The following is an 11,733-nucleotide window of genomic DNA, read 5'->3' on the forward strand; positions in this document are numbered from 1 at the left end:
GTGACGTCCAGCGCCGTGGTCGGCTCATCCGCCAGCAGCAGGTTCGGCCCGGTCAGCATCGACATGGCGATGCCCGCGCGCTGCCGCATACCTCCGGAAAACTGGTGCGGGTAGGCATCGACGCGGTTGTCCGGATCGGGGATGCCCACGCGGCGCAGCATGTCGACCGCGGCCTTGCGCTTGTCCGCCTCGGACATGGACCGGCGATAGAGGATGTCGGACATCTGCCGCGCATAAGGCAGCACCGGGATCTGCGAGGTCATCGGATCCTGAAAGACCACGCTGATCTCTTCGCCCCGGATGGCGCGCAGCCCCTCGGCATTCAGTGTCAGCAGGTCTCGGGCGCCATATTCGACACGGCCCGCCGTCACCTCGGCATTGCCCGCCAACAGGCCCAGGATGGACCACAGGATCGTGCTCTTGCCCGATCCGCTTTCGCCGACGATGCCCAGGATGCGGCCCCTGCGCACCGGAAAGCTGATGTCGCGCAGCGCCTTGACCCGGCCCCTATTGGTGCGGAAGTCGAGCGTCAGCCCCTCGATGTTCAAAAGAATGTCGTTGGTCATCTGTCTTGGCCCCTCACCGGCCACGGCCCATGCGGGGGTCAAAGACGTCGCGCAGCGCCTCGCCCAGGAAGGTAAAGCCCAGCGTCGTCAGGATCAGCGGGATGCCCCCGGCGATCACCATCCAGGGCGCGTCTCGGATCACCAGGTAGCCTTCGTTCAGGATGGTGCCCCAGCTGGCCTGGGGTGGCAGGACGCCGATGCCCAGAAAGCTCAATCCCGCCTCGATAGACACCACCACCGGCACCTCCATCGCCGCCAGGATCAACAGTGGGCCGATCACGTTGGGCATGATGTGCTGGAACAGGATGCGCGGCGTCGATGCCCCCAGCGAGCGTTCCGCCAGGATGAATTCCGTATGGCGCAGCGCCAGAGTCGCGGTGCGGGCGACGCGGCCATAGCTGGGGATCGTGGTCAGGATCACGATGGCCAGCACGACGGTCAGGCTGGGTCCGGTCAGCGCCACGGTGGCCAACGCCAGGATCACCGCCGGAAAGGAGCGCACCGCGTCGAACATCAGCAGCATCAGGTTGTCCAGCCAGCGCGGCCCGTAGCCCGCGATCATGCCCAGCACCAGGCCGATGCTCAGCGAGGCCGAGACGCCGATGGCCGAGATATATAGCGCCACGCGTCCGCCGTGCAGGATGCGCGAGAAGGTATCGCGTCCCAGTTGGTCAGTGCCCGCGATATGTGCCCAGGTCGGCCCGGACATCCGCGCCGGAATGTCCATCGCGTTGGGATCGTAGGGCGCCAGCCAGGGCGCGAAAAGCGCGCTGGCAAAGAACAGCACCACCAGTACAAGACCGACCATCGCCTGCCAGTCAGTCAGGAAGCGCCACAGCTTTTCGCGCCGCTCGCGGCTGGCGCTTTCGCGGGTTTCGGAGGTGGCGGCGGGGTCAGAGAGAGGAGCGGACACGGGGATCAAGCCAGGCAATGAGAAGGTCAGAAATCAGGACGACGAGGATGTAAAAGCCAGTGGCCACCAGCACGCCCCCCTGGACGATGGGAAAGTTGCGATCAGAGACCGCGTCAAAGATCATCTTGCCGACGCCGGGCCGGGCAAAGATGATCTCGGCGAAGACGGCGGAGGAAATCAGCCCGCCAAAGCCCATGCCGATCAGCGTGATGGTCGGCAGGATCGCCACCCGCAGCGCATAGCCCAGCACCACGCGGCGCGGCTTCAGCCCAAAGGCGCGGGCGGACCGGATGTAGGGCTCTCCCATCACTTCCAGCATCGAGGCGCGCACCATCCGGGCCAGGTAGCCGACCCAGCCCAGGCCGATGGCGAAGGCTGGCAGCACAAGGTGGCTCAATTGATCCGCCAGGTCACCCGGCTCTCCGGCGCCGATGGCGGGAAGCCAGCGCAGTTCGAGCGAGAAAAGAAGCAGCGCCCAGATCGACACCAGGAAAGAGGGCACGGCAATCATGCCGACGGAAAAGACGCCCGTCACCCGGTCCAGCCAGGACCCCGGGCGCACCGCGGCAAGGCAGCCCAGCGGCACCCCCAGCAGCACGGCCCAGCCCATGCCGGTGCAGATCAGCGCCAGAGAAAAGCCGATGCGTTCCCCGATCACCGAGGTCACGGCCCGGTTGGAGAAGACGTCCTGCCCCAGGTCGCCCTGCACCGCATTGCCGAGGAAATAGACGAACTGCGTCAGCACCGGTTTGTCCAGGTGCATCCGGGCCGAGTATTCCGCGATAGCCTCTGGCGAGGCGCGGGTGCCCAGGGCCAGGATCGCCGGGTTGCCCGGGATCATGTGCAGCATGGAAAACAGCAGCAGAAGCACCGCCATGACGACAAGTGCCGCAAGGCCCAGACGCTTGAGAAGATAGGTGAACACGGCTGAAAGGCGCTCCGGTATTGGGGCCGGTCGGGTGTCCCGCGCCGCACATGGGCGCGGCGCGGGACGACGGAAGGGGCGGGATCAGACCTGCCGGAACCGATGGTAGTTCAGCTCACCCGAGGGGGCCGCCACGACCTCGATGTCGGTGCGGTGGGCATAGGTCTCGGGCTCGTGGTTGATCCAGACATAGGCGCCGGTTTCGTCCATGATTTCCTGCATGCGGAAATAGATCGCCTCGCGCTTTGCGGTGTCGGTCTCGGAAAGGCCTTCGTCATAGAGGCGGTCGAATTCCTCGTTGGTCCAGCGTTCCCAGTTCCAGACGCCGACCTGTTCCGAGATGAACCACTGGGTGGCTTCATACGGGTCAGGCACGGTGGCAAAGCGCATCAGCCAGAGTTCCAGCTCTTCCCAGGTGTCTCCGGCCTCTTCCATGCCCATTTCCCAGAACGGGCCGCTTTCCATCGGCAGAATCTTGACCGTGATACCGACCGCGGCCAGGTTCGCCTGGATGATCTGCGCGGTCAGCAGGCGTTCCTGCCAGTTCAGCGTCCGCAGGGTCAGTTGCAGGCCGGAAACACCGGCCTCTGCCAGCAGTTCGCGCGCCCTGGCCGGGTCATAGCTGTAGCCATGCTCTGACCGCGCGCCCAGAAGACCGGGGCAGACGATTCCGTGCGACGGCGCCGAGGTGCCCGCGAAGGCGCCGGCCAGGATGCTGTCCACGTCCACCGCGTGCTGGATCGCCTGCCGCACCTTGAGGTCCTGCAGCTTGGGGTGCTGGGTGTTCATGCCCATCCACATGTATTGCAGCTGGCCGGCGGTGGTGATCGCCGTGTTGTCCGGCATTTCCCGCGAATACCGCGCCAGGCTATCGGGGCCCAGTTCGGTGCAGTCGATCTCGCCTGCCTCGTAGGCCAGTTCGGCGGCCTGTACCTCGGTGATGACATGGCAGACCACGCGGTCAAAGCCCGGGGGCGTGCCGGTCCATTCCGGGTTGCGGTCGAACACCGCGCGCTGACCAGGTGTCGCGCTGTAGGTGTAGGGGCCGCAGACCGCCGGGAATTCCGTGGTGAAACGCCCGCCCGCCGCCTCTGTCGCCGCCTCGCAGACGATTGCGCCGGGGCCGTGGCATAGCGTGACCATGATGAAGGGCGCAAAAGGCTTGTTCAGCACCAGCGTCCCGGTCAGTTCCCCCGTGACCTCAACGGTTTCCAGTGCGTCGAAATAGCCCGACCATTCGCTGTCCTTCATCCGGGCATAGGAATAGGCCACGTCCGAGGCCTTGAGCGTGCCGTGCCCGCCGGACCAGACCAGCCCGGGTGCCAGCTCAAACTCGATATGCGTGTCGTCGACATATTCCAGCCGTGTCACATGCGCCGTCGGCTGCCAAGTGAAGGTGTCGCCGTCGCGGACGTATTCGGCCAGGAAGGGCAGGCACTGTTTCTGCGCCTCGATCTCGGTGCCGCCGACCATGTAGCCGGGGTCCAGGATCGAGTTGTCGCCGTCCAGCCGCAGGTTCAGCACGCGCCCTTCCTGGGCGCGCAACATGCCCACGCCACCGGGAAAGATCCCCGCCGCGCCAAGGGCCGCGGCAGAGGTCATGAAGGTGCGTCGCGTCGTTTTGCTGAGTGTCAAGATGATCGCTCCTGTTGGGGTCCCAACGCCGGGCATGCGGTTTCGGGCGATGCTCCGACGGTCTTTGCAACTCTTTTGTGACGCGAAGGATGAGCGAGTGCCCCGCGCAAGGCAATTTCGCTACCTTACGCGACTTGACACTGTAGTTGCGTCAGTATGCGATAGGGGCATGTCCAGCTTCAGCTCCAACCTCACGCTCGCCTGCAGCTATCACCGCTCCATTTCCGAGGTCTGCCGCCGGATAGGCATCAACCGGCAGCAATTCAACAAGTACCTGAACGGGCAGGTTCACCCGTCGCGGCACAACATGCGGCGGATCTGCGATTTCATCGGCGTGACGGAATCCGAGATGCTGATGGACGAAAGCCGCTTTGCCCAGGTGATCGGGTTGCGCCGCCAGCCGCTGGACAAGCCGCAGCTGGAACTGCCGATGTTCCACCTGGAAACGCTGTTGGCCCGCAGCAGCCCTGTGGACCGCTACGAAGGCTATTATTTCCGCTACTTCTATTCCTTCGGCAACAAGGGCAGCATCATCCGGTCTCTGGCGCGGATCGTGGTCCGCGACGGGCGTGGCTATTTCAAGAACGTCGAGGTCCTGCGCGATCCGGATACCCGTCGCTGGATCCGGACCAACAAGTATCAGGGCGTGTTGTTTCAACTGGCGGACCGCATCCAGTTGTTCGAGTACGAGACGATGGAGATGAACTCTGTCACGCAGATGACGCTCTATCCCAGCTACCGCAGCCGTTTGGATTACCTGCTGGGCATCCAGACCGGCGGGCCGACACGGCGCGGGCGCAAGCCAGGCGCCTCGCGCGTGGCGCTGGAATTCCTCGGGACCGACATCAGCGTGCCCCGGGCCATGCGCCAGACCGGGCTGTTCCATCCCGACGACCCGGCGCTGCGGCGCGAGATCGTCGAGGCGATCGGCAACCGGATCGATCCGGGCGCCTATGTTCTGGAAATCGACGAGCCCTGAGGCGGAATGGGGCCCGGCGCCATCGCGGCGCCGGGCCCGGGTCTGGGATCAGGCCGCTGCGGCGCTGTCCGGGGCGAACCGTCCGTAAAAGCTCTGGGTCTTTTCGGCCATTTCGCGCAGCAGGGCAGGGCAGGTGAACCGGGGTCCATGCGCCTCGGCCAATTGGTCACAACGTTCGGCCGCATAGGGCGCACCGATCATGTCCAGCCAGCTCAGCGGGCCACCCGACCAGGGGGCAAAGCCCCAGCCCAGGATCGCGCCCACGTCGCCCTCGCGGATGTCCTCCAGCACGCCTTCCTCCAACGCGCGCACCGCCTCCAGCGACTGCACGAAAAGCAGGCGGTGCTGCACCTCGATCAGGTCGGGTTGCTCTTCGGCTTGCGGATAGCGCGCCTTGACCACCTCAGACAGGCCGGTACGCTTGCCCTTCTCGTCGTAGTCATAGAACCCGGCCTTGGCCTTGCGACCCAGCCGGCCCTCGCCTTCCATCCAGAAGATCACCTCGTCGACCTCGCCGTCGGGATAGGCATCACCCATGCCCGCCTTTGTCGCGCGGGCGATCTTGGCGCCCAGGTCGATCGAGGTCTCATCCACCAGTTGCAGCGGCCCCAGCGGCATGCCCACCATCTTGGCGGCATTCTCGATCAGGGCGGGGGACACCCCTTCCTTGACCATGCGGATGCCCTCGTTGATGTAGGGAATGATGCAGCGGTTGGCGTAGAAGAACCGCGCGTCGTTGACAACAATCGGCGTCTTGCGGATCTGCCGCACGAAATCCAGCGCCTTGGCCACCGCGCGGTCGCCGGTTTCCTTGCCCTTGATGATCTCGACCAGCATCATCTTCTCGACGGGTGAGAAGAAGTGGATGCCGATGAACTGCTCGGCGTTCTTCGAGGCCTTGGCCAGCTCGGAAATCGGCAGGGTCGAGGTATTGGTGGCAAAGATGCAGTCCGCATCTGTCACCGTGTCCACGGCCTTGGTCACTTCGGCCTTGATCTTGGGATCTTCAAAAACCGCTTCGATCACGAGGTCGCAGCCCTTGAGCGCGTCGTAATCGGTGGTGGCGGTGATCCGGCCCACCATCTCGTCGGCCTTCTCCTGGGTGATCTTCTTTTTCTGCACCCCCTTGGCGGCGTAGTCGGCGCTATAGGCCTTGCCCTTGTCGGCGGCCTCCTGCTTTTGATCCAGCAGCACCACCTCGATCCCCGCCTGCGCGCTGACCAGCGCGATGCCCGCGCCCATCATGCCCGCGCCCAGAACGCCCAGTTTCTTCACCTTCTGGTCGGGCACATCGGCGGGCCGCACGGCGCCTTTCTCCAGCGCCTCCTTGTTGATGAAGAGCGAGCGGATCATGGCCCCCGAAGAGGGGTTCATCAGCACGTTGGTGAACCAGCGCGCCTCGATCTTGAGCGCGGTGTCAAAGGGCACAAGCGCGCCCTCGTAGACCGCCGACAACAGCGCTTTGGCCGCCGGGTACACGCCCTTGGTCTTGCCGTTCACCATCGCGGAGGCGCCGACAAAGGTCATGAAGCCCGCCGGATGGTAGGGCGCGCCGCCGGGCATCTTGTAGCCCTTGGCGTCCCAAGGTTTCACGATGTCCTTGTCCGTGGCCTGAAGCACCCATTCCCTTGCCGCCGCCAGCGGATCCTCGACCACCTCGTCGATGACATCGGCCGCCTTGGCCTTTTTCGGGTCGTTCAGCTTGCCCTCCAGCAGCAGAGGAGAGGCGGCCATCGCGCCCATCTTGCGCACCAGCCGGGTGGTGCCGCCCGCGCCGGGAAAGATGCCGACCATGATCTCGGGCAGACCGATCTTGGCCTTGGGGTTGTCCGCGCAAAAGATCCGGTGCGTCGACAGCGGGATTTCCAGACCGATGCCCAGAGCGGTGCCGGGCAGGGCGGTGGCAATGGGCTTGCCGCCTTTCAGGGTCTTGGGGTCCATGCCCGCCCGCTCGATCTTGCGCATGATGCGGTGCGCATTCATGATCCCGTCGAACAGGCCCCTGGCCGGATCGTCGCCCGCCATGTCCTTCATCCTGGCGATGACCTTGAGGTCCATCCCCCCGGCAAAGCTGTCCTTGCCCGAGGTGATGACGACACCCTTGACCGCATCGTCGGCCAGCGCGGCATCAATCAGCTGGTCCAGTTCGTCCCAGGCCTCCAGCGTCATCACGTTCATCGACTTGCCGGGGCAGTCCCAGGTGATGACGGCCACGCCATCGGCGCCGGTTTCCATCGTGAAATCAGTCATGCTCACTCTCCAGTGTCTTTCGGGGGGCGCCCGGTCCAGTCGTGGTGGCCACGGGCGTTGAGGATTGCCGACATGCGCCATCCTTCGGGATCGGGATGCAGAAGCGCCGTCGACGTGTAGGGATCGACCATGCGGGTGCCGTTACGCATCAGATGCGTGCGATAGGTTGCAAGGACGGTGCCGTCCTCGCAGTGTTCGACACCCAGCGGTTCGCGATGGACGAAATTCAGGCCCATCGCCTTGACCGCCTCCAGGTAGAGGCGAAAGTTCCGGACAATGTCGCCGTCGGATTTCAGCGTGACCGGGCCAGCGCCGGTCACCATGCTGAACGGCAGGCGAATGCGCGCCCGCCATCTTGCAATCTGCCCGCTCATGAAGGGCGCAGAGATATCGTCAATGAACTCGGCGAAATCGCTGTCGGTGAATAGGGCAGAGGTCATGGATCTGTCACCTCGCCACCGTCCCGGCGCAGAAAACGCATGTCGCCGTCCGCGACCTCGACCTTCAGGTCGTGGTCCGGGTACCAGCCGGTTTCCTGCTCTGTCCGGGTGCCCACCACCACGAAGGCGCCATCGGCCTGCGATCGGTTGACGATGTGGTGCCCGTTCGGATCGCCTGCCGGAAAGGCACAGCAATCGCCGGGCGCAAGCGGGGTCTCACCGTGATCGTCCACCAGCGTCAGCGCGCCCTGGGTGACGACCAGGAATTCGTCCTGGCGTTCGTGCCAGTGCCGCAGAGAGGACATGGCCCCGGGCGCCAGCCGAACCAGGTTCGCGCCGAACTGGGTCAGCCCGGCGGCATCGCCCAGCCTTTGCTGGCTGCGGCCCGCCATCGCCGCGTCGTGCGGAGGCGGGTAGGATGAGCCTGTCCTCACAGGAACGGTGAAAAGGTCGATTTTCGGCATCAGCTCTCTCCCTTGTCGGGCTGGGCCTCGCGGCGCCGCAGATGTTCCATCAACTGCGGGCCGACCATCGTCAGGTCGCTATTCCGCATCTGGCAGTTCAGGTCCAGCGCCTTCCAGTCGTCCCCCTGCAGTTCGATCAGCTGCTCGCAGGGGGAGCGCTCCATCAGGTAAGAGCCGCCGCGCAGCAGGTAGGTCCTGTGTTGTCCCCCGATGCGCTGGCCGGTCGGGTCGGTGAACTCTGCCTTGATGCAGATGCGGTGATATTCGGTCGTTCCCAGCCGCCGGAGACTGTCAGGTTGTTCGCGCAGCATGACCAGCAGGTCTTCCAACCGCTCGATACGTTGCGAACTGTCCTGGGTGTGAACCGCGCAGGGCTCCGCGATGTGACAGCCGATCCTGTCGAGGTCGCCTGCAAAGAACATCCGGCTGCCCACGTCCAGGTTTGCCTGGTAGATTTCCGCAGCACTTTGCACCGTCATACCCGTTCTCCCGGACCGTAACCTTTCGCGTCCCCCGGTCCGTCCGGTAGGGTCATGTGACCGATCGGATGCATGACCGAGGTCATGCGCCAGTTGAGGTCGGTGCCCATCTCGATGCTCATGGCGCTCTTGTAGGCGGGGATGACCAGTTGTTCCGCGCTCAGGATATGGGTCCGATAGGTGCCGTGGATCCGTTTTTCGCCGATGATCTCGGCGGACTGGACGCGGCGCACGATGTCACTGACCGATTGCACCCGCAGCCGCGTGACCGAGCGGCTGAAATCCTCCTGCATCTGCTGGATGTCCGAGATCAGCATGGCACCTTCGCTGGCCTGCAGGAACAGTGGCAACTGGACCGCTGCCATCAGCAGGTCGAACCTGTCTTCCATGTAGGCCCGCGTCACCCGGTCCAGGTGGTTCTGAAAGATCGCTTCGGCTGCGCCACCGGCGCCCTGCGCCCGATAGGGACCACCCCCGCTCAGCAGCGCCTGCCCGTGGGCGCTTTCCGCGGAAATCGTGTATTGCGTCCCGCCGATCAGCCACCGCTCGCCCTCGCGCAGGAGGCGCGACATGGTCAGGATCGGCGTGTTCAGCAGCTTGCCCGATTTGGACAGCATATGCGTGACATGGCAGCTGCGTATCTCGTCCGGGCCGTCGAACAGGGCGACCTCGATCCAGCGGTCCAGACGGTGCAGCCCGATTTCTGCGTAATGCGCCTGGATCTGATCGAAGGTCCGGCGCAGGTCCTCGTCGCTGCGCAGGGTGCGGGTTCCGCCGATTGTCGCAATGGCCTGCGGCAGTCGGAAATTTCTGCGGAACAGCTCGAAATCGCCGGTGGTCAGCGCATCGCCCGTGGCCGCCAGAAGGCTGGCGGCCACGTCGTGCGCGGTATCCGGCGACAGGTTCATGGGCGGGCCTCAGACCCGCTCGATGATGGTGGCGGCGCCCATGCCGGAGGCGATGCAGAGCGTGGCCAGGCCGGTGCCCTTGCCGGTACGTTCCAACTCGTCCAGCAGGGTGCCCAGGATGATTGCCCCGGTGGCGCCCAGCGGGTGGCCCATCGCGATCGAGCCGCCGTTGACGTTGACCTTGCTGTCGTCCACGTCAAAGGCCTGCATGAAGCGCAGCACCACCGAGGCAAAGGCCTCGTTGACCTCGAAGAGGTCGATGTCGGAAATCGACATGCCGCTGTCCTTCAGGATCTTTTCGGTCGCGGGCACCGGGCCGGTCAGCATGATCGTGGGGTCGGTGCCGATCTTGGCCGTGGCACGGATGCGGGCCCGGGGTTTCAACCCGTATTTCTCGCCAAACTCCTTGTTGCCGATCAGCATCGCGGCAGAGCCGTCCACGATGCCCGAGCTGTTGCCCGCGTGATGGACGTGCTCGATCCGTTCAAGATGCGGATATTTCATCAAGGCGACCTTGTCGAAGCCGGGCATGACCTCGCCCATGTCCTTGAACGAGGGTTTCAGGGCACCCAGCGTCTGCATATCGGTGCCGGGGCGCATGTATTCGTCGTGATCGAGGATCGGCAGGCCGTTCACGTCGCGCACGGTGACGATGGATTTCTCGAACCGCCGGTCCTCCCAGGCGGCGGCCGCCCGGCGCTGGCTTTCGACCGCCAGGGCATCGGCGTCATCTCGGGAAAATCCGTATTCGGTGGCGATGATGTCGGCGCTGATGCCCTGCGGGACGAAATAGCTTTCCATCGCCAGGCTGGGATCGACGGCAATGGCCGCCCCGTCGCTGCCCATGGCGACGCGGCCCATCATCTCCACGCCGCCGGCGATATAGCCCATGCCCGCACCGCCGCGGACCTGGTTGGCGGCCAGGTTCACCGCCTCGAGCCCCGAGGCGCAAAAGCGGTTGATCGCCAGACCTGGGATGGATTCGTCAAGATCGCTTGCCAGCACCGCCGAGCGCGCCAGGCAGCCGCCCTGTTCGCCGACCTGGGTGACATTGCCCCAGATCACGTCCTCGACCGCGTGGCCGTCGAGCCCGTTGCGGTCCTTGACGGCGTTCAGCACCTGCGCCGACAGGCGCAGCGAGGTCACTTCGTGCAGCGCGCCATCCTTGCGGCCCTTGCCGCGCGGTGTGCGGACGGCGTCATAGATAAATGCGTCGGTCATCTTGGGTCCTTCTTCATCAGGTCCGGTCCGCGGGGGAGCCGGGCATCAGGTCATAAGGGGCCTTCCAACCGGGAAGGCCCTGGATGTTCGTCAGCCAGCGGTCGACGGCCGGCCAGGCGCTGCGGTCGAAGCCGAAGGGTTCCGGGTAGAAGAGATAACCGCAACAGGTCAGATCGGCATTGGTCGGGGCGTCGCCCACGATCCAGTCGCGCTCCTCCAGGTGGGCATCCAGGATCTGGTAGGCGGACTTGAGGCGCCCCTGATTGAAGGCGATCACCTCGGCCGGCCGCTTGTCTTCGGGCAGGAAGTTCATCAGGAAGCGGGTCATCCCGGCCATCGAGCTGAGTTTGTGGTTGTCCCAGAGCACCCAGCGCAGCACTTCGCGCCTTTCCTCGGGTGTCGTGCCGCCGAAATGCCCGTAGGTCTCGCTCAGGTACTGCTGGATGACGCCGGATTGTGTCAGCCGGGTTTCGCCGTCGACCAGCACCGGGCATTCGCCCATTTCGTTCACTTCGGCGCGATATGTTTCGCTCCGCGTTTCACCGTTGAAGAAATCGACCTGCACTGGCTGCCAGTCCAGCCCGGCGAGTTGGAGCGCCAGTGCCGCCTTGTAGGAATGCCCCGACTCGCCAAAGCAGTAGAGTTTCATCGTCATGCGCCGCGCCTCCCGTTGCGCTTTTTGTCGTCCGTTTCGCCGCGGGGGTTTCACACCCCCGCACCCCCGTGGGAGTATTTTTCCCAAGAAGAAGCACACAGGCCCTTCCCGGATAACCGCGCGTTAAGGTTAACGCGCCTAATCTCGTGTTGCGGTACAGGCTGGGGAGCCGATGACCGCCCAAGGAGAAGCCCCGTTCCTAGCCAAAGGCGCGGGCACTGCAGGAAGGTCGACTGCTGCCCGGACGTGCGGGTCCGATGTGCGACCTTCCTGTTTCTTCTTGGTCAAAATACCCCAA

At 64.6% G+C, this 11,733-nt stretch carries 12 protein-coding genes; 1 reads left to right on the forward strand and 11 read right to left on the reverse strand.

Annotated features, from left to right (window positions below):
* The 4 genes from PVW46_RS17900 to PVW46_RS17915 all read right to left on the reverse strand — a co-directional run.
* Positions 1-566: ATP-binding cassette domain-containing protein (locus PVW46_RS17900; RefSeq protein WP_274576982.1), on the reverse strand; the 566-nt coding region annotated here is incomplete at its 3' end.
* Between the two features lie 13 nt (positions 567-579).
* Positions 580-1,479: an ABC transporter permease gene (locus PVW46_RS17905; RefSeq protein WP_083242310.1), complete on the reverse strand. Its 900-nt coding sequence runs from the start codon at positions 1,477-1,479 to the stop codon at positions 580-582.
* Entirely contained in the window at positions 1,460-2,404 is a 945-nt protein-coding gene (locus tag PVW46_RS17910) for an ABC transporter permease (RefSeq protein ID WP_043146099.1), read from the reverse strand. The genes PVW46_RS17905 and PVW46_RS17910 overlap by 20 nt, the downstream gene beginning before the upstream one ends.
* Positions 2,405-2,488: 84 nt before the next feature.
* Entirely contained in the window at positions 2,489-4,039 is a 1,551-nt protein-coding gene (locus PVW46_RS17915; protein ID WP_274576983.1) for an ABC transporter substrate-binding protein, read from the reverse strand.
* 169 nt (positions 4,040-4,208) lie between these two features.
* Between PVW46_RS17915 and PVW46_RS17920 the strand changes: the two genes are divergently transcribed.
* Positions 4,209-5,018 (forward strand): helix-turn-helix domain-containing protein, encoded by an 810-nt coding sequence (locus PVW46_RS17920; protein WP_052244831.1) that lies wholly within the window; start codon positions 4,209-4,211, stop codon positions 5,016-5,018.
* A 48-nt stretch (positions 5,019-5,066) separates the two neighbouring features.
* Here the strand turns inward: PVW46_RS17920 and PVW46_RS17925 are convergent, their stop codons facing one another.
* From PVW46_RS17925 to PVW46_RS17955, 7 genes are read right to left on the reverse strand one after another with little or no spacing between them, the layout of a single operon-like run.
* On the reverse strand, positions 5,067-7,268 hold the full coding sequence (locus PVW46_RS17925) for a 3-hydroxyacyl-CoA dehydrogenase NAD-binding domain-containing protein (RefSeq protein WP_069209709.1): 2,202 nt from the start codon (positions 7,266-7,268) through the stop codon (positions 5,067-5,069).
* 2 nt (positions 7,269-7,270) lie between these two features.
* On the reverse strand, positions 7,271-7,708 hold the full coding sequence (locus tag PVW46_RS17930) for a hypothetical protein (protein ID WP_043146101.1): 438 nt from the start codon (positions 7,706-7,708) through the stop codon (positions 7,271-7,273).
* Positions 7,705-8,172: a cupin domain-containing protein gene (locus PVW46_RS17935; RefSeq protein ID WP_069209708.1), complete on the reverse strand. Its 468-nt coding sequence runs from the start codon at positions 8,170-8,172 to the stop codon at positions 7,705-7,707. The genes PVW46_RS17930 and PVW46_RS17935 overlap by 4 nt, the downstream gene beginning before the upstream one ends.
* Complete coding sequence (locus PVW46_RS17940) at positions 8,172-8,651, reverse strand: hypothetical protein (RefSeq protein ID WP_069209707.1); 480 nt, start codon at positions 8,649-8,651, stop codon at positions 8,172-8,174. Before PVW46_RS17940 ends, PVW46_RS17935 begins: the two co-directional genes overlap by 1 nt.
* Positions 8,648-9,559 carry a hypothetical protein gene (locus PVW46_RS17945; protein WP_069209706.1) on the reverse strand — a complete coding sequence of 304 codons (912 nt, stop codon included), beginning with the start codon at positions 9,557-9,559 and terminating at the stop codon, positions 8,648-8,650. Before PVW46_RS17945 ends, PVW46_RS17940 begins: the two co-directional genes overlap by 4 nt.
* Positions 9,560-9,568: 9 nt before the next feature.
* Complete coding sequence (locus PVW46_RS17950; protein ID WP_069209705.1) at positions 9,569-10,780, reverse strand: acetyl-CoA C-acetyltransferase; 1,212 nt, start codon at positions 10,778-10,780, stop codon at positions 9,569-9,571.
* A gap of 16 nt (positions 10,781-10,796) precedes the next feature.
* Positions 10,797-11,435 (reverse strand): glutathione S-transferase family protein, encoded by a 639-nt coding sequence (locus PVW46_RS17955; RefSeq protein WP_043146111.1) that lies wholly within the window; start codon positions 11,433-11,435, stop codon positions 10,797-10,799.
* Positions 11,436-11,733: the final 298 nt, after the last annotated feature.

This window comes from Mameliella sp. AT18, from assembly GCF_028807275.1.
Taxonomy (GTDB): Bacteria; Pseudomonadota; Alphaproteobacteria; order Rhodobacterales; family Rhodobacteraceae; genus Antarctobacter; species Antarctobacter albus.

What these genes read in the sequence shown, in the direction of transcription:
- PVW46_RS17920 (WP_052244831.1), top strand. Translation starts at nt 4,209, where the DNA reads ATGTCCAGCTTCAGCTCCAACCTCACGCTCGCCTGCAGCTATCACCGC.
- PVW46_RS17925 (WP_069209709.1), bottom strand. Translation starts at nt 7,268, where the DNA reads ATGACTGATTTCACGATGGAAACCGGCGCCGATGGCGTGGCCGTCATC.
- PVW46_RS17930 (WP_043146101.1), bottom strand. Translation starts at nt 7,708, where the DNA reads ATGACCTCTGCCCTATTCACCGACAGCGATTTCGCCGAGTTCATTGAC.
- PVW46_RS17935 (WP_069209708.1), bottom strand. Translation starts at nt 8,172, where the DNA reads ATGCCGAAAATCGACCTTTTCACCGTTCCTGTGAGGACAGGCTCATCC.
- PVW46_RS17940 (WP_069209707.1), bottom strand. Translation starts at nt 8,651, where the DNA reads ATGACGGTGCAAAGTGCTGCGGAAATCTACCAGGCAAACCTGGACGTG.
- PVW46_RS17945 (WP_069209706.1), bottom strand. Translation starts at nt 9,559, where the DNA reads ATGAACCTGTCGCCGGATACCGCGCACGACGTGGCCGCCAGCCTTCTG.
- PVW46_RS17950 (WP_069209705.1), bottom strand. Translation starts at nt 10,780, where the DNA reads ATGACCGACGCATTTATCTATGACGCCGTCCGCACACCGCGCGGCAAG.
- PVW46_RS17955 (WP_043146111.1), bottom strand. Translation starts at nt 11,435, where the DNA reads ATGACGATGAAACTCTACTGCTTTGGCGAGTCGGGGCATTCCTACAAG.